This is a genomic window from Rhizobium sp. 2YAF20 (assembly GCF_052114685.1).
Taxonomy (GTDB): domain Bacteria; phylum Pseudomonadota; class Alphaproteobacteria; order Rhizobiales; family Rhizobiaceae; genus Rhizobium.
Genome location: NZ_JBFRFF010000002.1, coordinates 224,905 through 249,219 on the forward strand (window position 1 = coordinate 224,905; position 24,315 = coordinate 249,219).

Annotated in this window: 21 protein-coding genes; 13 read left to right on the forward strand and 8 right to left on the reverse strand. The window is 58.9% G+C overall.

Features of this window, described 5'->3' with window-relative positions; genetic code table 11:
• Positions 1-74: 74 nt before the first annotated feature.
• Positions 75-644, reverse strand: coding sequence for an elongation factor P (gene efp, locus AB4Z52_RS05150; RefSeq protein ID WP_442216833.1), 570 nt, complete (start codon positions 642-644; stop codon positions 75-77).
• A 151-nt stretch (positions 645-795) separates the two neighbouring features.
• Here efp and epmA point away from each other — a divergent pair, with 151 nt between their 5' ends.
• The 7 genes from epmA to AB4Z52_RS05185 all read left to right on the forward strand — a co-directional run bounded on the left by epmA (position 796) and on the right by AB4Z52_RS05185 (position 8,942).
• Complete coding sequence (gene epmA / locus AB4Z52_RS05155) at positions 796-1,860, forward strand: EF-P lysine aminoacylase EpmA (protein ID WP_442216834.1); 1,065 nt, start codon at positions 796-798, stop codon at positions 1,858-1,860.
• Positions 1,857-2,915, forward strand: coding sequence for a lysine-2,3-aminomutase-like protein (locus AB4Z52_RS05160; RefSeq protein ID WP_442216835.1), 1,059 nt, complete (start codon positions 1,857-1,859; stop codon positions 2,913-2,915). The genes epmA and AB4Z52_RS05160 overlap by 4 nt, the downstream gene beginning before the upstream one ends.
• Positions 2,916-3,136: 221 nt before the next feature.
• Positions 3,137-3,388, forward strand: a complete 252-nt coding sequence (locus AB4Z52_RS05165) for an acyl carrier protein (RefSeq protein ID WP_442216836.1) — start codon at positions 3,137-3,139, stop codon at positions 3,386-3,388.
• Positions 3,388-4,569, forward strand: coding sequence for an acyl-CoA dehydrogenase family protein (locus AB4Z52_RS05170; RefSeq protein ID WP_442216837.1), 1,182 nt, complete (start codon positions 3,388-3,390; stop codon positions 4,567-4,569). Before AB4Z52_RS05165 ends, AB4Z52_RS05170 begins: the two co-directional genes overlap by 1 nt.
• 6 nt (positions 4,570-4,575) lie before the next feature.
• On the forward strand, positions 4,576-5,484 hold the full coding sequence (locus AB4Z52_RS05175; RefSeq protein ID WP_442216838.1) for an amino acid--[acyl-carrier-protein] ligase: 909 nt from the start codon (positions 4,576-4,578) through the stop codon (positions 5,482-5,484).
• 8 nt (positions 5,485-5,492) lie between these two features.
• Positions 5,493-6,452: a DUF1839 family protein gene (locus AB4Z52_RS05180; RefSeq protein ID WP_442217005.1), complete on the forward strand. Its 960-nt coding sequence runs from the start codon at positions 5,493-5,495 to the stop codon at positions 6,450-6,452.
• A gap of 15 nt (positions 6,453-6,467) precedes the next feature.
• Entirely contained in the window at positions 6,468-8,942 is a 2,475-nt protein-coding gene (locus AB4Z52_RS05185; protein WP_442216839.1) for a glycosyl hydrolase 2 galactose-binding domain-containing protein, read from the forward strand.
• Here AB4Z52_RS05185 and AB4Z52_RS05190 read toward each other — a convergent pair.
• Together AB4Z52_RS05190 and AB4Z52_RS05195 are read right to left on the reverse strand one after the other, a co-directional pair.
• Complete coding sequence (locus AB4Z52_RS05190) at positions 8,905-10,770, reverse strand: alpha/beta hydrolase (RefSeq protein ID WP_442216840.1); 1,866 nt, start codon at positions 10,768-10,770, stop codon at positions 8,905-8,907. The two genes, AB4Z52_RS05185 and AB4Z52_RS05190, sit on opposite strands and share 38 nt — an antisense overlap.
• A 10-nt stretch (positions 10,771-10,780) precedes the next feature.
• On the reverse strand, positions 10,781-12,295 hold the full coding sequence (locus AB4Z52_RS05195) for a lipopolysaccharide biosynthesis protein (RefSeq protein WP_442216841.1): 1,515 nt from the start codon (positions 12,293-12,295) through the stop codon (positions 10,781-10,783).
• A gap of 211 nt (positions 12,296-12,506) precedes the next feature.
• Here AB4Z52_RS05195 and AB4Z52_RS05200 point away from each other — a divergent pair, with 211 nt between their 5' ends.
• Entirely contained in the window at positions 12,507-13,529 is a 1,023-nt protein-coding gene (locus tag AB4Z52_RS05200; RefSeq protein WP_442216842.1) for a glycosyltransferase, read from the forward strand.
• Here AB4Z52_RS05200 and AB4Z52_RS05205 read toward each other — a convergent pair.
• The 3 genes from AB4Z52_RS05205 to AB4Z52_RS05215 form a co-directional block, all read right to left on the reverse strand.
• Entirely contained in the window at positions 13,505-14,710 is a 1,206-nt protein-coding gene (locus tag AB4Z52_RS05205; RefSeq protein ID WP_442216843.1) for a glycosyltransferase family 4 protein, read from the reverse strand. The genes AB4Z52_RS05200 and AB4Z52_RS05205 overlap by 25 nt on opposite strands.
• A 205-nt stretch (positions 14,711-14,915) precedes the next feature.
• Positions 14,916-15,152, reverse strand: a complete 237-nt coding sequence (locus tag AB4Z52_RS05210; RefSeq protein WP_442216844.1) for an Lrp/AsnC ligand binding domain-containing protein — start codon at positions 15,150-15,152, stop codon at positions 14,916-14,918.
• A gap of 104 nt (positions 15,153-15,256) precedes the next feature.
• The gene (locus AB4Z52_RS05215; RefSeq protein WP_442216845.1) at positions 15,257-16,159 is read right to left on the reverse strand and encodes a LysR family transcriptional regulator; all 903 of its coding nucleotides are present in this window, start codon (positions 16,157-16,159) and stop codon (positions 15,257-15,259) included.
• 177 nt (positions 16,160-16,336) lie between these two features.
• Between AB4Z52_RS05215 and AB4Z52_RS05220 the strand changes: the two genes are divergently transcribed.
• Positions 16,337-17,620: an NAD(P)/FAD-dependent oxidoreductase gene (locus AB4Z52_RS05220; RefSeq protein WP_442216846.1), complete on the forward strand. Its 1,284-nt coding sequence runs from the start codon at positions 16,337-16,339 to the stop codon at positions 17,618-17,620.
• 46 nt (positions 17,621-17,666) lie between these two features.
• Positions 17,667-19,199 carry an L-piperidine-6-carboxylate dehydrogenase gene (gene amaB / locus AB4Z52_RS05225; RefSeq protein WP_442216847.1) on the forward strand — a complete coding sequence of 511 codons (1,533 nt, stop codon included), beginning with the start codon at positions 17,667-17,669 and terminating at the stop codon, positions 19,197-19,199.
• A 101-nt stretch (positions 19,200-19,300) separates the two neighbouring features.
• Here the strand turns inward: amaB and AB4Z52_RS05230 are convergent, their stop codons facing one another.
• Together AB4Z52_RS05230 and AB4Z52_RS05235 are read right to left on the reverse strand one after the other, a co-directional pair.
• On the reverse strand, positions 19,301-20,635 hold the full coding sequence (locus AB4Z52_RS05230) for a glucoamylase family protein (RefSeq protein WP_442217006.1): 1,335 nt from the start codon (positions 20,633-20,635) through the stop codon (positions 19,301-19,303).
• Between the two features lie 362 nt (positions 20,636-20,997).
• Entirely contained in the window at positions 20,998-21,288 is a 291-nt protein-coding gene (locus AB4Z52_RS05235; RefSeq protein ID WP_442216848.1) for a type II toxin-antitoxin system prevent-host-death family antitoxin, read from the reverse strand.
• A 560-nt stretch (positions 21,289-21,848) separates the two neighbouring features.
• Between AB4Z52_RS05235 and AB4Z52_RS05240 the strand changes: the two genes are divergently transcribed.
• The 3 genes from AB4Z52_RS05240 to AB4Z52_RS05250 all read left to right on the forward strand — a co-directional run bounded on the left by AB4Z52_RS05240 (position 21,849) and on the right by AB4Z52_RS05250 (position 24,269).
• Entirely contained in the window at positions 21,849-22,673 is an 825-nt protein-coding gene (locus tag AB4Z52_RS05240) for a DeoR/GlpR family DNA-binding transcription regulator (protein ID WP_442216849.1), read from the forward strand.
• Positions 22,674-22,850: 177 nt separating this feature from the next.
• Positions 22,851-23,495, forward strand: a complete 645-nt coding sequence (locus tag AB4Z52_RS05245; protein WP_442216850.1) for a TIGR02466 family protein — start codon at positions 22,851-22,853, stop codon at positions 23,493-23,495.
• An 84-nt stretch (positions 23,496-23,579) separates the two neighbouring features.
• The gene (locus AB4Z52_RS05250; RefSeq protein ID WP_442216851.1) at positions 23,580-24,269 is read left to right on the forward strand and encodes an FGGY-family carbohydrate kinase; all 690 of its coding nucleotides are present in this window, start codon (positions 23,580-23,582) and stop codon (positions 24,267-24,269) included.
• Positions 24,270-24,315 lie beyond the last annotated feature (46 nt).

Here is a 24,315-nt window from a genome sequence, read left to right on the forward strand (position 1 = left end):
CGGAATATAAATCGCCCCGAGTGCTGACAGCATCGGGGCGTTTCTAATTCAGAACCAACATCAGCCTTGCGGCATCAATCCTTGGCGCGTTCGACGTAGGAATTGTCTTCAGTCATGATGACCACGCGGGTGCCGGCGTTTATGTGCGGCGGCACCATGGTGCGCACGCCGTTCGACAGCATCGCAGGCTTGTAGGAAGAAGAGGCTGTCTGGCCCTTGACGACCGGCTCGGTTTCCATGATCTCCAGTGTCACGTGGCGCGGCAGCTCGACGGCAAGCGCGATGCCTTCATGCATCGAGAGCGTCACGGTCATTGCTTCCTGAAGATAGGCCTTCTGGTCACCCATGGTTTCGGCGTCGACGGCAACCTGATCGTAGTTTGCCGGATTCATGAAATGGAAGCCTTCGCCATCCTCGTAAAGGAACTGATGGGGGGTGTCCTCGACGAATGCGCGCTCGACCTGCTCGGTGGTGCGCCAGCGCTCGGAGACTTTCACGCCGTCGGAGATGCGGCGCATATCGACCTGGGTGACTGGCGTTCCCTTGCCTGGATGAAAGTTCTGGGCGGTGAGAACGACGTATAGCTTGCCATCGGCATCGATGACATTGCCCTTGCGGATCGAAGAGGCGATGACCTTGACCATAAGACTTCCTTGTAACGCGGCTTTGTGCGGCGTAGAGGACTTCCGAAATGTCCTCGCAAGACGCACGCAATGTTTTTCTTCGGGGCGCAACTAACCTAAAATCGTGTAAATAGCCAGCCTGTGTTGGTTGGGGCGATGAAGAAAGCTTGGAATGAAGGCTGCAAGCAGCAAACCATCTCCCTGGTGGACCCCCGGTGTTCATGCGGACCGGCGGCCGTTCCTACTTGGCCGCAATGCCATACAAGCGGCGCTGCGTGGCTTCTTTGCACGTCGGGATTTTATCGAGGTCGATACCTCGACGCTGCAGATTTCGCCCGGTAACGAGGCCCATCTGCATGCTTTTCACACCGAGGCGGTGACGACGGATGGGCAGCTTCACCCGTTCTTCCTTCACACGTCGCCGGAATTTGCCTGCAAGAAGCTTTTGGCTGCGGGAGAAAGACGTATCGCCTGCTTCGCCCATGTCTACCGCAATCGCGAGCGGGGGCCCCTGCACCACCCGGAATTCACCATGCTGGAATGGTATCGTGCAGGCGAAGGCTACGAGAGCCTGATGGTTGACTGCGCCCACATCCTTGCTTTGGCAGCAGAAACGATGGGTGCGAAGGCCCTTACCTATCGCGGCAGGGACGTGGATCCCTCTGCCGTGTCGGAGCGTCTTAGCGTCGCTGAGGCCTTCGATCGCTATGCGGGCATCGATCTGCTCGCCAGCGTTTTCGCAGATGGAGCAACCGACCGCGATCATCTGGCGTCGGAACTCAAGCACGCCGGCATAAGGGTTGCCAACGACGATGGCTGGGCCGATCTTTTCAGCCGTGTCCTGGTGGAAAAGATCGAGCCGCATCTCGGGTTCGGACGCCCGACCATTCTCGATGAATATCCGGTATGCGAAGCAGCTCTTGCCCGTCCTTCGGCGCGCGATCCCCGTGTGGCGGAGCGTTTCGAGCTGTACGCCTGCGGCGTCGAGTTGGCGAATGCCTTCGGCGAGCTTACAAATGCAAAGGAACAACGCCGTCGTTTCCAAGTCGAGATGGCGGAAAAGGCTCGTATCTATGGCGAAACCTATCCGCTCGACGAGGATTTTCTAGATGCGCTTTCGCTGATGCCCGAAGCAAGCGGCATCGCCCTTGGTTTTGACCGGCTTGTGATGCTCGCGACAGGCGCCGCGCGGATCGATCAGGTCCTGTGGGCGCCGGTGGCGGAGTTCGGTTCATGACCATGCGCCCGATCCGAAGCATCGACGACCTGAAAAATGCCGGCCTGGTCGATGACGGCGACAAAGTTGCGCTCGAAGCGGTTGCAGCTCGTTACGCGATCGCGGTGACACCGACGATAGCCCGCCTTATCGATCGCGCCGACCCGCTTGATCCGATCGCGCGGCAATTCGTGCCCGACCCTGCAGAGCTTCTCGTCACACCGCAAGAGCGAGCCGACCCGATCGGTGATCACGCCCACAGTCCCGTCGAGGGCATTGTCCATCGCTATCCGGACCGCGTGCTGCTCAAGGCCGTCCACATCTGCCCTGTCTATTGTCGCTTCTGCTTCCGACGGGAGATGGTGGGGCCTCAGGGTTTGGGCACGCTGGATGCCGGCGCACTCGAGGCTGCGTTCGACTATATCAGAAGCCACAGCGAGATCTGGGAAGTGATCCTTACCGGCGGCGATCCGCTGGTGCTGTCGCCTCGGCGGTTACACGAGATGCTTGAAGTGCTGGCGGGTATCGACCATGTCAAGGTCGTGCGATTTCACACTCGGGTGCCGGTCGTCGATCCGCAGAAGATCGATGCGGCGCTGATTGGAGCGTTGAAGGCCAGCGGCAAGACCGTTTACGTCGCCCTGCACGCCAATCATCCACGCGAGCTCACAAAGGAAGCGCGGTCCGCCTGCGCGCGGTTCGTCGATGCCGGTATCGTCATGCTCAGCCAGTCGGTGCTTTTAAAGGGTGTGAATGACGATCCCGATGTCCTAGCCGCATTGATGCGCGCGTTCGTCGAGACGCGGATCAAGCCCTATTACCTACACCACCCGGACCTTGCGCCAGGGACCAGTCACTTCCGCCTCACGATAGCTGAGGGGCAGAAGCTCGTGGCCGGCTTGCGCGGGCGTATTTCCGGATTGTGTCAGCCAACCTATATCCTTGATATTCCTGGTGGTCACGGCAAGGCCGTCGTCGGTGAAAGTGCCGTGCAGGAGACTGGCGAAGGATGCTACTCGGTTTCCGACTATCGGGGCGTCGCACATGCTTACCCGCCGTCGGTCCAGCTGTCGTGAAGTTGTAGCCATGTGCCTTTCGGCTTGGTTGTGACGAATCCTAGTCGTGATCGCTGCGTTTTGCGGTCTTGGCAGACGAATATTGTAAAATGATGCTTTTTACTTAACACCGTTAGCGTTCTTTAACTAAGACGATTAGCGGAATGTTCTATTTTGATTGGTAAAAGACAACGCAAGACAAGCCGTAGAGGCTATCGGTAAGCGATTTCAGAGGTGACGGAATGAACGATACTATTCGCGGCTTGCTGGGAAAATTCGGTGGCCTTCCGGTGGCATTGGACCAGATTGCCGACGAGACCGATCTCTATTCGGCAGGTCTTTCATCTTTCGCTTCGGTCCAGCTCATGCTCGGCATCGAAGACGCCTTCGATATTGAATTTCCTGACAATCTGCTCAATCGCAAGTCGTTTGCCAGTATCGCCGCGATCGAGAAGACGGTCGGCATGATCCTTGATCACCGGAAGGTTGCATAATGAACGTCGTGGTCGCGATAGCGAAGGACAGCTTTGCGGCCCGCGCCACTCGCGTCGCTGCGATCGCAGCCAAGTATGCCGACGCCGTCGATGCCGATGCGCGCTTCCCCCGTGAAACTGTCGAAGCGCTGCGCACAGAGCAGCTGCTCTCGATTCAAATCCCCGTCGCGCTAGGCGGCGAGGGCGCGTCGATCACAGAGATTGCAGAGCTGTGCTCTATCCTCGGTCAGTCCTGCGCTGCGAGCGCCATGGTTTTCGCCATGCACCATATCAAGCTCTCAAGCTTGGTCGAACACGGCAAAGGTAGCGAATGGCACCAAGATTTTATGCGCCGCATCGCCAAAAATCAGCTGCTGCTCGCGTCGGCGACAACGGAAGGCGGGATCGGCGGCAATCTTAGAAATAGCATCTGTGCAGTCAGGGTCGAAGGCGACCGCTGCTTTCTGGAAAAGGATGCAACAGTCATTTCCTACGGAGCTCACGCCGACGCTATTCTCATCACCTCGCGCAGCCACCCCGATGCCGCCTCTTCCGACCAGGTCCTGACTGTGTTTCTAAAGGACCAATACTCGCTGGAGCGCACCATCGAGTGGGATACGCTGGGAATGCGAGGCACCTGCTCTGATGGCTTCCTGTTCAAGGGTGAGGCGTCGGCTGTCCAAACCCTGCCAAAGCCATTTGCCGAAATCGCAGCGCAGTCGATGCTTGCCACCTCGCATCTTCTTTGGAGCGGTGTCTGGTACGGGATCGCTGCTGACGCTGTTGCAAGGGCACAGGCCTTCGTACGAGCTGCCGCGCGCAAGTCGCCGGGCGTGCCTCCTCCAGGTGCGCTCCGGCTGGCGGAAGTGTCCAGCCTGCTACAGATGGTCAAATCGAATGTCGTTGCTGGTCTCAAGGTCTACGAGGAAGCCAAGGCCGATGCCGACAGGCTCTCATCGATGGCGTTTGCCGTTGCCATGAACAACGTCAAGATTGCCTCTTCCGAGATGATCCTGCCGATCATCAATCATGCCATGCTGATCTGCGGCATCATGGGCTACAAGAACGGTACGCCCTTCAGCCTTGGACGCCATCTGCGCGATGCGCATTCGGCTCAATTGATGATCTCGAACGATCGCATCCTCGGCAACACGTCGACCATGCTGCTCGTCCACAAACAAGACACAAGTCTATTGGGATAGTATCAAATGGATATGCAGGTTTCTTTTCTCGATCGCCTTTTTGAATCCGGTCTTCTGATCGATACCGGCGTTGACGGACTCTATGGGCGAAGCGGCCAATTCGAAGACGTGATCTCGGCTTTTGAGCGGCTAATCGATACGTTCGGCGGTGCCGACGGCGCAGAAGCGATGCGCTTCCCGCCCGGCATGAATCGCGCCATCTTCGAAAAAAGCGGCTACATGAAGAGCTTCCCACAGCTCGCCGGCACGGTGCATAGTTTCTGCGGCAACGAACTCGACCATATGAGCCTGCTTCAATGCATGGAAGTCGGCGACGACTGGACCAAGGGCCAGGAACCGACCGATATCGTGCTCACGCCCGCTGCCTGCTATCCGCTCTATCCGACGATTGCCAAGCGCGGCCGCCTTCCGGCCAAGGGCGGCCTCTTCGACCTGCAGTCCTATTGCTTCCGCCACGAGCCCTCAAAGGATCCGGCGCGTCAGCAGCTTTTCCGCATGCGCGAATATGTTTGCATGGGGACCGAGCAACACGTCACCGATTTCCGTCAGAGCTGGATGGATCGCGGTATCAAGATGATGGAGGCAGTCGGCCTCGACGTCACCATCGATGTTGCCAACGACCCGTTTTTCGGGCGCGCCGGTAAGATGCTGGTCAACAACCAGCGCGATCAGAACCTCAAATTCGAGCTGCTGATCCCGATCACGTCGCCAGCCAATCCGACCGCCTGCATGAGCTTCAACTACCATCAGGATTCCTTCGGGATCAAGTGGGGGCTGAACCTTGAGGACGGTAGTGTCGCACACACGGCCTGCGTCGGCTTCGGTTTGGAGCGCATAGCGCTCGCGCTATTTCACCACCACGGCCTGGACGTCAAGGAATGGCCGGCCAAGGTGCGCAAGACGCTGTGGGGCTGATCGTCTCCATGCCATCCGTTTTTCCCGAGCTAAACCCTGCGACCTATTCCACACATTCGCTGCATGACAGCGAGCGCATGTGGCCGGAAACCAACTGCTATGTCGATCTCTGGATCGAGGTATTGAGCACCCTGCGGCTACCGCCGGAGGCGATGCTCGGCTTTACGATGACGCAGGATTTCGAAGGAGATCAGTTCACCTTCTTCAAAGCTCCGCTTGAGGATATCGAAGCGCTTTACGGCATCGTCTGCACCGAGCTTGCGATCTACGACAAGGTCGAGCGCCATGTATCCGAGCAGATCCGTCGCCGGCGGCTCTGCCTCGTGGAAATGGATTCCTACTTCATGCCGGATACGCAAGGCGTCGCCTATCGCCGGGAGCATGGCAAGACGACTATCGCAATCAACCGCATCGACATGGACAAGCGCGAGCTCGATTATTTCCACAATGGCGGCTTCTTTCAGCTGGCCGGCGAGGATTTTGACGGCATCTTCCAGCTTCGCCTAAGCGAGGAAGAACTCCCCTTTCTTCCATATACGGAATTCGCGAAATTTCCAGATGGCAGCCCTGAGAGGGCTTCCATTCGCGAAACGTCGTTGCGGCTTTTGAACTTCCATTTTCGCCGCCGCCCGAAACTCAATCCGATCCGCGCCTTTTCGGCGGTATTTCCGTCTCAGGTCGAGGAGATCGCCGAGCGGCCGTTCGGCTTCTTTCATAAATATGCCTTCAATACGCTAAGGCAGCTCGGGGCCAATTTCGAATTGGCCGGCAGCCATCTCGATTGGCTGTCTCCCGAATTCGGGGAGGCTGCGGTCAAAGCCCGCCTGATATCGGAGGCAGCAAAATCCGTGCAATTTCAGCTTGCCCGCGCGGTGACGCGGAAGAAATTCGAGCCACTGCAGTCGGCGCTTGATCCGGCAGCGGATGCATGGGATGCGATGATGAGCCTGCTCGAGAAGCGCAGCTAGCCTTAGGGAAATTCAATGCAGGGACGGTTGGCAAGTATCGGTGCTGAGGAGACCCTGCTCACCGAAGGGTGGAACCTCGTTCTTACAGAAGCGGGCTCCTGCGCCGTGCCTTCGGACGTGCCCTTTGCCTCGCAGTTCATTCCGGCGACCGTCCCGGGCACTGTTGCCCAGGCGCTCGAGAATGCAGGCCTCTTCGATCGCGACAATCCCTATCCGCTGAACGCCCGCGATGCCTGGTATCTTTGCCGGCTGTTCGACGAGGAGGCCGGCGAGGCTCTGCTGCGACTGAAAGGCCTGGCGACGCTTTGCGACGTATTTCTGAACGGCGCAAAGATCCTGTCCAGCGAGAGCATGTTCGAAAGCCACGATGTTCCGGTAACTTTGTTTGGCGGCGATGAGCTGGCGCTTTGCTTTCGAGCCTTGGAGCCCAAATTGGCAGAGGCGGGCCCCCGCGCGCGCTGGCGCCCGCAGATGATCACGCCGCAAGGACTGCGTATAGTCCGCACGACGCTGCTCGGCTACATGCCCGGCTGGTGCCCCGAAATTCACGCCGTCGGCCCGTGGCGACCGATCTCGCTGTTGCGCACAGGAGCTGTCGTCATTCGGGATCTGACCCTCAGGCCTGAACTTACCGATAGCGGCGAGGGACGGCTCTACGCGTCCCTCGTCATCGAGGGCGGCGTTGACGAGATCGTCCTGCGTTGCGGGACGTGCGAACAGGCGTTTGATAGGAATGGCGGCGGCCAATATGTGGCGACCCTCAAGATTTCCGATGTAGAGCCATGGTGGCCGCATACGCATGGCATACCCTTCCTGTATGACGTGTCGGTGGTCATCGACGGTGTTGTTCACGATCTCGGTCGAACCGGCTTTCGCCGCGTGGCGGTCGATCGCGGTATGGATGCCCAGGGCTTTTCGCTGGTTGTCAATGGCGAGCCTGTCTTTTGCCGCGGTGCTGTTTGGACCACCAATGATATCGTCCGGCTCTCAGGAGACCGTGAGAGCTACCGGCCGTGGCTGACGCTTGCCGCCGAGGCCGGGATGAACATGGTGCGCATCGGCGGCACCATGGCTTATGAAACGCGCGAGTTCTTTGCCCTTTGCGACGAGTTGGGAATTCTTGTCTGGCAGGACGTGATGCTTGCCAACTTCGACTACCCGAAAGCCGACAAGGCATTCCAGACGCATGTCGAAACGGAAGTCACCCAATTTCTAAGCGAAACTCGTTTGTCGCCATCTCTCGCAGTCATTTGCGGGGGCAGCGAGATGTACCAGCAAGCGGCGATGTTCGGCCTGCCTGAGCGCTATTGGACGAACCCAATCACAGAGGAAATCATTCCCGATATCGCAAACCGGCTGCGCGTCGATGTCCCTTACGTGGTGAATTCGCCATCGGGAGGCGTCATGCCGTTCACGCCGAATGCGGGCATTACCCATTATTACGGGGTCGGCGCCTATATGCGCCCGCTTTCCGATGCGCGTCACGCGGACGTGCGCTTTGCAGCCGAAAGTCTTGCTTTTGCGCATGTGCCACAGGAGGGGACCTTGGCGCGGCATCTGGCGGTCCCCGCAGTCCATAGCCCGCTATGGAAGGCGCGCGTGCCGCGGGATCGCAGTGCTTCCTGGGATTTCGAGGATGTGCGCGACCACTATCTGAATGAACTCTACGGCTTTGCGCCGGAACGTCTGCGACGGGAGGATCCGGAGCTTTATCTCGATCTTGCTCGCGCGGTGACCGGCGAAATCGTTGAAGCGACCTATGCGGAATGGCGACGGAAGGGATCTCGCTGCAATGGCGCACTCGCATGGACGTTGCAGGATCTCGTTCCTGGCGCGGGATGGGGCGTGATCGACGCGATGCGGGAACCGAAGCCCGTGTGGTACGCGATGCGCCGTGCTTTTCGTCCAGTTCAAGTGCTGCTGGTGGACGAGGGGACGAACGGTCTCGATGTGCATGTGATCAATGAACTGGGCGTCCCGCTCGACCTCGATCTGGATGTCGTCTGCCTGCGCGAAGGGCAACAGGCGGTTGTCAGTGGTCGCAGGGAGCTCCAGATCGCTGCGCGGGCAAAGGAAAAGATTGCATGCACCGATCTTTTCGGTGCGTTCTTCGACACCACGTATGCCTTCCGCTTCGGCCCGCCATCCCACGATGTCGCCGTCGCTCGATTGCATTCACGAGCAACCGGCGCCCTGTTGGCCGAGGCGTTTCATTTTCCGCTTGGCCGAGCAAAGGCGCTGCATGCGGCCCAGCTTGAAGGCGCGGTAACCCAGCATGACGGGGACTGGTTCGTCGAAATCAAGTGCGACCGTTTGGTTCAGTCTGTTCACGTCGATATCGACGCTTACCGGGTGGCTGACGACTGGTTTCACCTGGCGCCAGGTGCCGCCCGCCGCCTGCAGCTTTTTCCCCGGGAGGACATCGCTGCCGATGTCGTTCCTTCGGGGCGGATCAAGGCACTGGGTAGCCGGCGTATTTTTGAGATATGACGGGATCGACGGCTTTTTCGTTGGCTGGATCCATTCCACGCAAACCGATGTGCAGCGCCATTTCTTCGATCGACTTTAGGTAGATTTCCTGCGAGCTGACCGTCGCAAGGTTATGGTTCGAGTCCGGAATGATCGTTAGACGAACGCCGGGAAGGTTCTTCAGACCGCCGGCACCCTGGCCGAAATGAAGCCAGAAATGTTCAAGACCGACGTCATGTGCGCTATAGATCAGCGAGATGGCGACCTTGCGTTCCAACAGGGCCTGAAACCCACCGAGAATAGCGGCGTGTGCCTTTGAAAGGAACGGAAAGACGTCAAGAAGAGGCCGGCTGAGACGGGATGTGCGTTTTAGCAACGACGAAACAATATTGCGAGCCGCACTCCTTGCGTCGATACCGCCCTCATAGAGCCGCCTCAACGTCTGGAGCTGAAGGAATTTCTGGCCATAGGTTTCAAGAGATCTAGAGATGAGGCGCAGATCACCATCGACAGGTCGAGTGCGATCCCAGTGAAAGACGTAGGGATTGACAGCAATGACGCCGCTGCAGCGGGCGTCTCGAATGGCACTTTGGAAGGCGAGATATGCGCCGCTGCAGCGACCGACGACGAAGGCTGGCAGCAGTTTGCGCGATTGGACGAGGTTGAGGGCCTCGACAACATCCTGTGGCTGGTTCTCTGAATAAAGAACCTGATCCGGCTCACCTGGACGGGGCGGGCTATCTGCAATATTTGCTGTATCGAAGCGAAGCGATGGAACGCCGTTGCGGGCGAGGTTCCTTGCAGTGGTGACGGCCGTTCGCGCCCATCCGGCGCTCCGGTCATGGGCCGTCGTCAAGAGGATGGCAGTCGCTCCTTCTGTGTACCCGAGCGGCTCACAAAGAATGCCGAACATCCGATCACCTTCGCCAAGGCGAAGTGCCGTCTCGCGAAAACCGTTACCAATGAGCGGGTCAGCGCTTGGGATGACCTTGGTTCTCTTTGACAAGGGTACGGCCCCCGCATCGACAATCGATCGCGCCCAACGCACGACCCGTAGGCCGGCGGCCAGCGGCATGGTGGCGATAGTGGGGTTGGAAACCAGCTCGTCATATCCGTCATAGCCAAACTCCTCGACACGCGTGCCGAGAGTTTTGAGATGCGTGGCGAATTCCAGATCGCCGGGGCGTCCGGGCCTTGACAGAACCAGACAATTTGGTGCGGGCGACACGGCCATCGCAATCAGGTTCAACTTGCGCACATCGGCGCCGATTGCCTCCGGCATCTTGAGGCCGGCAATCGAGATGCCTTCGGTTTCGCGTTGGTGATCGGGAAGTCCCATACCCTCATCGATCATCTTCGACCAGACTGTCAATTCCCGCAAATAGAGCCGACCGGAGGTCATAGGCGCCAAAAAACAAATGCCATCAACAGTTGATATATTTTCGGCAATGCTGGCGGCGATCGCGCTGCCCAGCCCTTGGCTGACGACGATCAACCGATCGCATCCGGAAAGCGATTTCAACAAGGTAGCTGCAGAGATCGCCGTCTGTTTCCAAATCGCAAGGCCGGGACTTGTGTCGGACACATCCAGTGCATCGCCGGTACCTGCATAGTCGAACCGGAGGCTGGCAATTCCCGCGCCGGCGAAATCGTCTGCCAGGATGCGCCAGAACTTCCGAGTGCACATTTCCTCAAAGCCCCAGGGGCTGAGGAAGAGCACCGCGGTCGAGGCGCTGGAATTCCTTGCCGGCGTGTACAAGCCAACCGTTCCGGCAAACGTTACAGGAACAGCTGCGGCGATCGCTTCGCTAGACTTCGTCTCTATGGTAACGCTGCTCCGCGCCGCCATCGTAGCCTCCCTAGGCGCGGCGTGGCGCTAGAAGCGCCAACGCGTGAATTGCGATGGGGTGGGCTTTTGTCGGCAAACGCGAGGCAATTTGCTGCATGACCTCTATGTCGTCTGCGGGCACGGCATTGAAGAGCCGCAAGGCCAGCACGTAGACCAGTGCGCCCGCCACGACCGCCCCCGCTATGCCGGGGAGACCCGGAAGCAGCTGAACGAGGCCGTAGGCCGCAAGTGCGCAAAGGATCGCAGCCGCGCCGACCTTCGAAAGGGCTGCGAACATGCCGCGCATCGAACCATCGAATTCCATGCGGCGGACGATCAAAACGCACATTGTCGTGAAGGCGATTAGGCGCACGATTGCAGCACCTTCCCCACCATACCACGGGATGACAGCAAAACAGCCGCCCACCATTATGACACTGGTCATTGCCCCAATCACAGTGCGCTCTCTCATCCGGTCCATTGAGTACATGTATTGCGTTGCTATCTGGATGAAGACGTAAGGCGCGGCCGTCAAGGCTAAAAATGCAACCATTGTTCCACTTGGAGAAAAAGGCGCACCAAAGATTGTGCTAATAAGCTCAGGCGCAATCGCTGCCAGACCGAAGCTCATCGGCAACGTGATATAGGAAATGCTGCGAACAACGCCTTCAAAGACGCTGACGGGCAACCTGCCGCTGGCATGCAGATGCATTTTCTCGGAATAGTAGGGCAGGAGACTGCCGCTCAATTGCACCGGAAGCTGCAAGGCGAGATTGGTAATGGACAAGCCGACGGCATAAAATCCGACTTCCTGGATACCCCAATATCTTTGAAGAAAGACAAGTTCGATGCGATTGAGGAATATCGAACTATTGATGAACTCGACCGACAAGACCAGGGAGGAGCGGACGAGGTAGTTCAAATTGACCCCGCAGGAATTCTTCTTCGCGGCTGCGACCCACAGCGTGTAGAAGAACATGGGCAGCGCGCCCGCGACGTAGCCAGCGAGGGCACCGCTCACGCCAAAGAACAGCGCACCCAGGAGTACGGTGACAACCTGCAGGACGGCGCTTGCGATCGTCAGCTTAAAAAATGGTGCGAGCTGCTGCTCGCCGATCAGATAGTTCTTGGTGTAGGCGCCGATCGATTGGGTCACGAAAAGGCCGGCGGTGATCCAAATGACCGCATGCGCGTCCGCCGCCCAATGCAGACGCTCGGCCTCCCAGTAGTAAGCGACATAGCCGACGAGCAGAATGCAGGTCGAAACGATCGTCGGCTGCATCAGATAGGCGGCAAAGCCGCGCCTATCGTCCGGCGAATATCCCTGGACCTTGAGCTGCGGCAACAGACGCAGCAACGTCACGCCGGTGCCCAGTTCGGCGACGAGAGCACCTGTGGCCACCAGCCAGAGAGAGAAGGCAATGATACCGTTGGCTTCGGGGCCAAGCAGGCGCGCGGCGATAATCGAACATGCGAAGCCGACGGCCAGCAACGTCAGCCCGGCTGCAGCGTTCAATGCCGAATTCGCCATGATACTCTTCGTCATAAGCAAGCTCGCCCCAAGTTCGATGTTGTCGTCTAGGCGCCATCGAAGGCTTCGATCTTGGTCTTTTCTCTATAAGAAAAAGCTTAATGCTTGGGCCCGGAATGCAGGGAAAATTGTGCCGATCGCGGTCACATTATTTTAGTGGTTTTACTGTTGAATATCAGCGCAAAGCGCACAGAGCTTTCCTGCCGGACGGGATAGCCGGACGGGATTGAGCAAGTTGAACATCGTATTGTTGATTGCCTCGTCGAAAGGCGAGATGTGCGGGGTTGCCGACTATACAGAGCGGCTGGCCTGTGCCCTTGCTGACATCGGCGAGCGCGTTCACCTGGAATTTCTCGACAGCTGGTCCTTTTCGGAGATCTACGCGCTGCGACGGAAGTACGCCGGCGCCGGTCGGACGGTCTTCCACATGCAATATCCGTCGCTCCATCTGGGACGATCTGTTGCCCCCGGCTTCCTGCCGTTCATGCTGCCTAATTCCTTCGTTACCCTGCACGAGTTCCGGCTGTTCAACGTTGTTCGTAAGTGGATATTTCTCTTCCCGGCTTTGTTGTCACGGTGCGTGATCTTCTCAAACGATGCGGAAAAGGATCTCTTTCAGAGCTATTTCCCGATCTCGAAGGCTCGCCTCTGCGTCCTGCCGATCGGCAACAACATTGCGAGAATCCAGCCGCGACCGTCGGGAAATATCGTCGAGCGCCTTGTCTACTTCGGACAGATTTCCCGCAACAAGGGGATTGAGTTCTTTCTGGATGCCATCACCGAGCTGCGCGGGGCGGGCATTGCCATCGAGGCGGAAATGATCGGCGCACTCGTCGAAACGGATGCAGCCTTCGTCGAGATGGTAAAGGCAGCGGCGTCGCGCCTTGAAATTCTATTGCGACTGAATTTGCCGCAAGCCGAGGTTTCGGCCGCATTGAATGACGCGACCCTTGCCTTGCTTCCGTTTCCGGATGGTGTCTCAAACAAACGTGGATCGGCGCTGGCTTGCCTCGATCACGGTCTCAATGTCCTGACAACCCACACAGCGTTGACACCTGAGTGGCTGTCGGCGACGACGCATGGCGTCACTTCGCCCGGGGACGCAGCATCGACCGTGGCCAAAATCATCGGGGGCGAAATCGATCGGACGCGCGCGCCGGAAATCCTCGCAAAGGAGTTGCGATCGCGTGACTGGCACGAGATCGCGCGCGAACATCTTGCCCTCTATGAGAGAAGCTTCACGTCGTAGCCCGCCTGCCTGCCGGGCTGGCGCAACGCCGCAGCATAGGTGTCGACATAAAGATCCGCCACGGCGCTCCAGGAATAACGGGCCGCTTCCGAGACAATTTCACCGCGCAACGCGCTACCGTTGGAAACCAGGGTTTCATATGCCGCCGTGATGGCATCCGCTGCAAGTTCTGCGTTGCCAAAATCGGCAAGCCGGATTGCCCGGTGCCGTTCAGCCAGATCGCGATAGGCTTCGTTTGGATGGAGGACCGGAAGAAGCCCTGCGCTCATGGCTTCCACGGCGACGAGACCAAAACCTTCATAGTCCGAAGCGGAGGCAAAGATCGATGCGCGGGCGATAAGGTTGCGGATCGTGCTGTTGTCGATCGATATGTGCAGGGCGACGTGCCGTCCAAGGCCGCGAGTAGCGATTTCACGCGCAAGGATGGCCCGATCCAGATCGGATTCCGCGCCGATGATATCGAGATGCCAGTCCGGATGGCGCGGCGCCAAAACCTGCATCGTGTCCAATAGCCGACCCAGCCGCTTGTTGGTGGAAAAGCGCCCGATCGTGACAATGCGCCGGCGTGCTTCGAGTGCAGCGCAATGTGCAAACTTGGCGACATCGGCCCCATTTTCGATCAAAACCGCACGGCTGTGGGCAATTCGCGAAAACAGCCTCGTGTCCGATTGGCTGCAGCAGACGATCTGCTGATAGGCTTGCGCAGAAAGCCGCGTCATCAGGTTGAACCAGATGGCTTTGATCGCGGCATATTTCCGAGTGTGAAAGAAACCGCCATGGGTCGTGGCAACCATCGGTTTGTGATGAAGAAATTTGCCCCAGGCCAGCGCATCGAAAAAGAAATCGACCGCATGGACATGGACGAGATCGGCATCGGCCAGGTGTTTGAATATCTGGGGTGCAACGGGGTAGCGGCTGCTGCCCGACCAGGGAATGCGGACGACCTCGATGCCGTCGAGGATCTCCTGTGCGGCAAGCTTGTGGTCCGGGTCGGAAAACAGGCTGTCGCAGGTGACGACGCGGATGCGATAACCCCGGGCCAGCAACTGGCGACAAAGGTTGGCGACCACGTCTTCGAGGCCACCTTTGTTTGGAAGAAATTGTCGGACGACGTGGACGATCAGCGGCCGGGCTTTGTTCGTCTCCAGCGTCTCGGATATCGGCGTCTCTGCCAATCTCATCGGTCTACCTTCATGCCCCGGCCACAGTTGGTGCAGCGCCCGAAGTAAATCGGTATGATCGCGGCCCCTTCGAGATCAGGAAATCACCAAGGTGGTTAAGAAAGCCTTAGCTTTGCGCGCCCAAACGTCCGCCTTCTGGCAAAAGGGTTAACGCCCGCGCCTTTGGTCCAGATAGTTCGGGGTGGTCGCAAGCGACAGCCGCAGCTCAGAACGCCTTGAAGGTGAGCGTCGTCAGCGAGCGGACGATCCCTGGTATATTGGCGATATTGTCGTTGATGAACTTGCCGATGTCCTGGCCGTCCTGGAGGTAGATCTTCAGCATCAGATCGTAGTCGCCGCTGGTGGAATAAAGCTCCGATACCAGTTCCGTCTGGTAGACGGCGTCGGCAACCTCGTAGGTCTTGCCGGGGGCGCATTGAAGCTGAACGAAAATCGGATGCATGGGGATATCCTGGAATGGCAGTGGTTCGACCGCCTTTCCAGGCGGCTGCTGTGGTCATAATGGTCGAAACGCGGCCACTCGTGCAAGTCATTCGTCGACAATGATCAGACTTCGCTTGCAGCTTCCGCCAAAATCCAGCTTCGAAATGCGGCAAGCGGCGGATAGTCGGCGCGCTCGATCGGACAGGCGAGATAGTAGCGCTCGGTGCTCTCCATCTCGCGCTCGACTGCTGCGACAAGATCGCCCCGGCCAAGTTCTTCCTGAATGAGGAAGGTCGGCAAAAGGGCGACGCCGAGACCCGCCCTTGCCGCCTGCGCTGCAGTCGCGAACTGGTCGAAGAGCATGCCGTGGACACTCTGGAATGGCACGCCGTTCACCCCAAACCAGGTTTCCCAGGCGTCAGGGCGCGTGGTGATGTGCAGCAGAGGCACATCAAGGAGGTCAGCCGCCGTTTCCAGCCGATGATTTTCCCGGAAGGCGGCGCTGCAGGCAGGCAATGTGCGTTCCGACATCAGCAAGGTCAATTCCGCGCCCGGCCAATGGGCAGGGCCGAAATGGATTGCCGCGTCGATGGAATCGAGCCGGAAATCGAACGGCGAAAGGCGTGTCACCAGATTGATGGTGACACCCGGATTGGCACCCAGAAATTTTGGCAGCCGTGGTGCAAGCCAGCGGGTGCCGAACGTCGGCAATATGGCAAGCGTGAGCGTGCCGCCATGTGGATTGGCGCGCAGGTTAAGCGAGGCACTCGAGATACGCCTGAGCGCTTCGCGAACCTCACGAGCATAGCTATCTCCCGCAAGTGTCAAACGCATGGTCTGCCGCTCGCGAATGAACAGTTCGACCCCGAGTTGCTGTTCCAGTGAACGGATCTGACGGCTGACCGCGCTTTGCGTCAGATTGAGCTCTCTTGCTGCGACTGTTACGCTGCCCGCGCGCGCCGTCGCCTCGAAGGCGGCAAGCAGCGAAATTGATGGCAGGAAGCGCCTGGCCGGCAGCATGGTCATTCCCAATCCGAATGAACTCGTGAGGAAATATTGTTATTTCCGGTCCAGGAGCGGCTGTAAAGATGCTATGTTGCGCACCATTGGAATGACCCATGCTTATTCCAATGTGTCGAACCGCCAGCGCGATAGTGTTGTTGGGGCAGCGCAGCGGCAACGCCAACGCCAACGGGAGAAACGATGCTCAACGATCCGCGCTCCCATGGGCTATGGGAAAAGACCGCCGCGCCAGCGCCGGAAACGTCGCCGCTCGCTGGCGATCTGGCCGCGGACGTGGTTGTCGTCGGCGGCGGCTATACAGGCCTATCCGCGGCGCTTCATCTGGCTGAAGAAGGCGCGCGGGTCGTTCTGCTCGAAGCCAACGAGATTGGTTTTGGCGGTGCCGGGCGCAATGTCGGGCTGATAAACGCCGGCATGTGGGTTATGCCGGACGATGTACCCGGCGTGCTCGGTCCGGTCTACGGAGAGCGCTTGCTCGACGTCCTCGGCAATGCTCCGCAACTGGTCATGGCACTGATCGAGAAGCACAGTATCGCCTGTGAACTGGAGAGGAACGGCACGCTGCACTGTGCCGTCGGACCTGATGGATTGAAGGAAATCGAGGATCGGGCCCGCCAGTGGGGCGCCCGCGGCGCGCCAGTGACTGTGCTTGACGGCGCCGAGACGGCACGTCGCGTCGGCAGTTCTACCTATGTCGGATCGCTGCTCGACATGCGGGCCGGAACCCTCCAGCCGCTTTGCTATGCGCGCGGATTGGCGGATGCTGCGATCAGGGCGGGGGCGGAACTTCACACCGGTAGCCGGATAACTTCCACCGAGCGCAATGGCGCCCGCTGGGTCGTCAAGTCGGCGTCGGGTAGCGTCTCGGCGGATTGGATCGTCGTCTCGACTGATGCTTACAGCACCGGCCCATGGGAAATGGTGCGCCGAGAGCAGGTCCATCTGCCCTACTTCAATTTGGCGACTGTGCCGCTCGGAGAAAACCTCTGCCGCTCCATCCTGCCTGGCCGCGAGGGTGCGTGGGATACTAAGGAAATCCTGTCTTCCTTCCGCATGGACCAGACCGGGCGCCTCGTTTTCGGTAGCGTTGGTTCCCTGCGCAATACCGGTGCCGCCGTCCACAAAGGCTGGGCCAGGCGTTCGCTCGCAAGGCTTTTTCCGCAGATCGGCGACGTCCAGTTCGAGTGTGAATGGTATGGAAAGATCGGCATGACCGACAACGCCTTGCCGCGTTTCCATAGGTTTGCGCCCAATGTCGTTGGGTTTTCCGGCTATAATGGACGCGGCATTGCACCTGGCACCGTGTTCGGAAAGACCCTTGCCGCCCATATTCTCGGACGCGTCGCCGAGGCGGACCTGCCTTTGCCGCTGACCGACCCGCGCGACGCCAGCTTTCGTGCCATCAAGGAAATGTGGTACGAAGCCGGTGCCCAGATCGCCCATCTCGCCGATGCCCGCTTCTGATGCGGACCGTTCCACTGACCAGAACAACAGATATTGGATAGCCGACATGACCCTCGATCTCGTCAAAGAAACCAGCGCAGTATTGACCGAACTCGGTGTCGCCGCTGAGCGCTATCGGGGTGGCACACTTTCGGTGACCTCGCCGGTTACCGGCGAAGAGATCGCCCGACTGAAGGAACACTCCGCAGCGCAAGCCAAGGCTGCGATCGACAGCGCCCATGAGGCGTTTCTCGCGTGGCGAGACGTGCCTGGTCCAAAGCGCGGCGAGCTGATCCGTCTCCTCGGCGAGGAGCTGCGGGCGGGCAAGGCGGCGCTCGGGCGGCTGGTCTCGATCGAAGTCGGCAAGATCACGTCCGAAGGTCTCGGCGAAGTTCAGGAGATGATCGATATTTGCGATTTCGCCGTCGGCCTATCGCGCCAGCTCTACGGCTTGACGATCGCGACGGAGCGCTCCGAGCACCGGATGATGGAAAGCTGGCATCCGCTTGGCGCCATCGGCATCATCTCGGCATTCAATTTTCCCGTCGCCGTCTGGTCGTGGAATGCGGCGCTCGCCATGGTCTGCGGCAATTCGACGGTGTGGAAGCCGTCGGAAAAAACACCGCTCACCGCACTTGCCGTCCAGGCTCTGTTCGAGAAGGCATTGAAGCGCTATGTCGCCGAGGGCGGCAGCGCGCCCGCCAATCTGTCAACATTGCTCATCGGCGGTCGCGATCTCGGGGAGGTCCTTGTCGATCACCCGAAGATCCCGCTGGTCTCGGCAACCGGCTCGACAGCCATGGGCCGCGCCGTCGGCCCGCGGCTGGCCAATCGCTTTGCCCGCGCCGTTCTCGAACTTGGCGGCAATAACGCAGCGATTGTCTGCCCGTCGGCCGATCTGGACCTGACATTGCGAGGCGTTGCGTTTTCAGCCATGGGAACTGCCGGCCAGCGCTGCACGTCTCTTCGCCGCCTCTTCGTTCACGACAGCGTCTACGACCAGCTCGTGCCACGGCTGCAGAAAGCCTACGGATCGGTGACGATCGGCAATCCGCTGGAAGCCGGCACGCTCGTCGGCCCGCTGATCGACAAGCCGGCCTTTGACAAGATGCAGGGCGCACTCGCTGCGGCAAAGGCCGAGGGCGGCAGGGTCACCGGCGGGGAACGTGTCGAAAGCGGCAACTCCACCGAAGCATACTATGTCCGCCCTGCGCTGGTCGAAATGCCGGCACAAACCGGGCCGGTCATCGAGGAAACCTTCGCGCCGATCCTCTACGTCATCCGCTACAGTGATTTTGACGCCGTGCTCGCGCTCCACAATGCGGTGCCGCAGGGCCTGTCGTCGTCGATCTTTACCAACGACATGCGCGAGGCCGAGACCTTCGTGTCGTCACGCGGATCCGATTGTGGCATCGCCAACGTCAATATCGGCCCCTCGGGCGCCGAAATCGGCGGTGCGTTTGGCGGCGAGAAGGAAACCGGCGGCGGCCGCGAATCCGGCTCGGATGCCTGGAAGGCCTATATGCGCCGCTCAACCAACACCATCAATTACGGCAAGACGTTGCCGCTGGCGCAGGGCGTGAAATTCGACGTGGAATAGCGGCAAAGCCGCGGCCCAACTGAAAATGGCAGCGTTGACATCGATTGCGAAGTCACCGCTGCCATCAAGACGGCGTAGCTGACGAAACCTCGCCTATGCGATCATGCGATGGCGTCCGAGGACGGTTCATCAAGCCAACCGCCGGTAAAGCCTGCATGCTCCAGGCCCTTGCGAAGGATCGGCGATTGCCGCATCAGGTTCCAGATCAGCCCGGTGCGCTCATTCTCGATCATCATGACAAGGATGCCCTGATCAATGGCGACCGATCGATCGTCGACCCAGCCTTCCGGACCTTTGCCTTCAACCGTAGGATTGAAGCCACCGGGGAAGCGTTCGTCGAGCAAAAGGTTTGGATAGGTCGCAAGGATCGCCTTGGTGCCGTCCAGCGCTGCCTTTCGGTCAAATGGCAGGCAGGCAAGCGGAGCCCAGGGAGCGATCGTACCATCGTCCGGCCCCAGCGGCGCGCCACGGGCGGCGTAGCCCAGAACCTTGGGGCGATGGTTGCGGCTGTGCCGGCCGCCTGACGGCGATGGTCCGTCGCAGGCGCTCAGACCCCATACGTTGCTGTTGTAGCCAACAAAATGCCCGGGGTTGCGTTCTGTGTAGTCACGCTGAACCTCGATGGCCATCTGCGTGTTGGTGAAGTAGTCGCTTTCCTTCTCGGCCATATAGCGATCGCGAATTCCGCGAAAATCGATCCATGCGTGCGAAAACAGGTGGATGAACAGCGGTCCTGCATAGAGAAACGGCTTTTCCTTGAACATCATCCAGGTATAGGTCGAGGCAAAGGCGTCGTAGCTTGAGGCCGGGATCGAATGGGTCGGTGACGCCATCGCCAGCGTGTAAAGCAGGATTGCCTCGTCGTAGCCCTGCCAGCGCCAGCGCAGGAAGCCACCGCCGGGTTTCCACCCCATGGTGAGCGTCTGCCCCCGGTTCAGCGCCCAGCGCCAGTCCATGCGCTCGTAAAGCATTGTCGCAAGTTCCCGGATTTCTTTTTCGGCGTCGTCGTCACCGGTGAAATACGCAGCTGCGGTCAGCACACCGAGGATGAGTAGCGCGCTGTCGATCAGCGAGAGTTCGCTGTTCCAGGCCCGGTGCCCATGTTTCATGTCGAGGAAGTGATAGTAGAAGCCGCGATAGCCCGTGGCATGCCGTTCTTGGCCCTGACGACTTTCGGCGAAGAAGACGAGGGTTGTGAGCACACGCTCGGCCGCGGCGGCCCGTTCAATCCAGCCGCGTTCAACGGCTACGGGGTAGCTGGAGAGCGCGAAGCCGACAGCTGCTATGCTGCAATGGCTCGTCTTGATCGATGTGTCGGCCACGAGGCCGTTCTCGATATTGGTGTAACGCAGGAAATAGTCAAAAGCGGAGCGCTGCAGCCGGTCTATCAGCGCATCGTCGGTCTCGGTCTCGGTCTCGTTGTTGCGTTGAAGCATTGCAAACCCATCCATTTACCGCCCCATTTTTGCTTCAGCATGCGAAAACCGCAACTGCAAATCAAACTTGATTGATGGTGACACGCGATTATGGACGATTGCTTAATAAAGCAGCGCATGCTGAATGCGAGGGCAAAACCCCTGTTGCAAAGGCTCTGTAGGCGGGCGATCCGCCAATATGACGCCGCTCAAACGCGCCGACCATATCGCCCATTATCATCTTCACAATAAGTCTCAAGAGGAAAATTGGAGCGGGGGAAGCGATTCGAACGCTCGACCCCAACCTTGATGCCGCCCCTGCTCGGCCTGCCAAAGCCAAAGGTATGGATAGTCCACTCCCTGTCCCTGCGTGTGGCTTGCGCTCATTGCTGCGGCTCGACTTCCGCGGTTTGGCGGTCAAGCTCCGCCAAAATCATGTTGGCCAGCTCTGGGGGCGTCTTGCTGGTCTTGTAGACGCTGCGCGGATCTTCCATTCCTGTCATACGTTCGAAAAGCTCGATGGGCACGACGACAGACGGACGGCCATGCTTTGTCAGGGTGATGGGCTGCTTTTGGGCTTCATCATGATAGCGTGGGTCACCGAGACGGTTCAAACCAGCAATCAATGCTTCTAAGAGGCTTGGCAGACCGCTGGCCCCAGGAGCAATTGACATTCATCGGAGCCAGATCATTGCGGTGACGAGATAGACGAAGCCTTCGAAGTGAATGGTTCTGCGGTCGTATCGCGTGGCTGTTGAATTCCGCGTCGTCTTTACCCTGATTTTTCATTTCGCGGTGATCCATCAAAACGGTCGGGTAGCCTTACCGCGCTTTGCTCTATTCATATTGGCCGCGGTTCTGTGAATGGAAAAATCGGTGAAGACGAGGTGGAACTTGACAGCCGGACAGATGACGGTGCTCAACTACACGCCATAAAATCAAGATTTGTCGTGCATCCTAAGGGGTGTCGGCAGGCGCACCAACGCTCATCAACACCGTTGTTTTTTAAGAAGCTCTGTGCGAAACACCGCCTCAATGGCCGAGTTTCGGCGACGCTGGTTGCCAAATCAATGACCGCAGATATCGAGCCGAAGCTGCTGGCAAGGACTGGATTTTTGTCTGTTAGATGGCTTACAATTATCGATTGCAGGTGGGCCATATAAATAAGAATAGATGGCGTCCAGAGTTTGTCGATTGGATGTGGCGCAGACGAATTCCGGAGCGTGACTAACCGATGAATGATCTTTCCACCCGCCAGACCGACATCGTCGCCATGGCAAGGGACGTCGGACGCGTCGAAGTCGACGACCTCGCGCGTCGGTTGGATGTGACACCGCAAACAATCCGCAAGGACCTTAACGAGTTATGCGATCGAAAAATCCTGGTGCGGATTCATGGTGGAGCGACCATCGGCTCCAGCGTTGAGAACATGTCGTATGAAGCGCGTCGGTTTGTGGCAACAAGCGAGAAGCAGCGGATTGGACAGGCGGCCGCGCGGTTGATCCCCAGCCGGTCATCGCTATTCATCAATATCGGCACCACCACTGAAGAAGTTGCTGCCGCCCTTGCCACGCATGAGCACATACTGGTCATCACCAACAATCTTAACGTGGCGATGGCTCTCCACCGCAAACCCACGTTCGAAGTCATAATAGCTGGCGGGACTGTCCGACCCACCGACGGTGGCGTCGTTGGCGCTCAGGCGGTCGACCTAATCGGGCAGTTCAAAGTTGATGTCGCCGTCATTGGTGTCTCAGCGATCGACGCTGACGGTACGCTGCTGGATTTCGATCACCGCGAGGTCCGTGTTGCCCAGGCAATCATCAAGAACGCCCGCCACGTCATGCTGGTTGCCGATCGAACAAAAGTTCAACGTCTGGCGCCGGTGCGAATTGCCCATCTCAGCCAGATCCACACGTTTGTTACCGACTATCTCACGTCGGAGCCACTGCGCCAGCTGTGCAGCTCCCTCCGGATTCAGTTGATCGAGACTGATGCCGCCCCTGAAAGCTCCGCTGCCGACATCAACCAAGCCATCGGTCTCCACGATGTTGACTGATGGATGGCGATAGCAGCTTGCCGCCGCCAGAAAGTTCGCTTAGGTTCGCTTTTCAATAATAACGAACTAAAGTACAAAGTCCTGAACCGCACCGGATCACGACTGGCGTTAGCGACATGATCAACGGTGACCGGCGACGTCCGGCGACCAAGCAAAATCCGAGCCCGAGGGATGGAAATGTCGGCGTTGGAAATTCAGGTCAAAGGTTTGTTCGCAACCCCTGTCGCGGCCATCATGCTGCCGGGCGCCGAGACCCGCAACGCCGAATTGACGGATATCATCCTGAAGCGGCGCGAAACCCACCCATCCGTCAAAGCGTCCAACATCGGTGGTTGGCATTCTACCCGCGATTTCACCAACTGGGGCGGAAAACCGGCCCTTGACCTGATGACGATTGCACAATCTGCAGTCAATCAGATGACGACCGATCGAACGGGAAAGTCGATCAGACCTGACTGGACGGTTGAAGCCTGGGCCAATGTCACCGGCGCTTATGGCTCGAACGCGGTTCATTATCATCCGGGCTCGTTCTGGTCGGGCGCCTATTATGTTGCCGATGGCGGATGTGCCGAGGATTCGACGCTCGGCGGCGAATTTGAGATGCTCGATCCGCGCGGCGCGGCGCCCATGATGCACGCTCCGATGCTGAAATTTGCCGGCGAGGATGGCCTATCGGCAGGAAGCGCCGAAACGATCGTGCCGCGTCCGGGGCTGTTGTTCATCTTTCCATCGTTCCTGATGCACAGCGTGCGGCCCTATCGGGGCACAGGCCTCCGGATCTCGATTGCCTTCAATTTCGGTGTCTACCCGTCGGGCAACTGACCGCCTGACGATATCACTCAATCAAAATACGAAGCGCCTCGTCGAGATCTGAGAATTGACGCGCGACGGGAGACGTCAACGGCAATGGGCAAATATATTCTCGTTATCGATCAAGGGACGACGTCGTCGAGGACAATTATCTTCGATGCTGGCCATTATGCTCTTGAGGGATCTATCTTTTCTGCCGGCGCAACCGTGCAGTGGCTGCGCGATGCGCTGGGCATCATTTCCTCTGCAGCAGAGGCAGGGGCGCTGGCCGCGGAAGCGGATCAGGAGCAGCCGGTTTATCTGGTGCGGGCATTTGCCGGATTGGGCGCGCCATACTGGAGCAGCGAGGCGCGTGGCACGCCTGTCGGTCTGACCCGAGGGACGACCCGCAAGGAACTCTCCCGCGCAGCTCTCGAAAGCGTTGGCTTCCAGACGCTGGACCTGTTGTCCACGATGTATGACGACGCATCGACCGAGACCTCGAGTGCGCAGATTATCCGCGTCGATGGGGGCATGACGGCGAGCGATTGGACGATGCAATTCCTTGCCGATATTCTCGATGCCTCCATCGATCGTCCGGTCGTGACGGAAACCACGGCGCTTGGTGTCGGGTTGCTCGCAGGCTGGCAAGCGGGACTTTATCCGAGCCCGGATGATTTCGGCGGGACATGGAAGCTTGAGCGGCGGTTTGCTGCCCAGATGTCGCAGGCCGAGCGCGCGACGCGTTGGGCCGGCTGGCGTGATGCCGTGGCGCGAACTTTGCTCGATACCGGAAGGGCACCATGAAAATCGTCTTCAGCTGCGATCCTGCCTTGATCGAGCGCTTGCCACG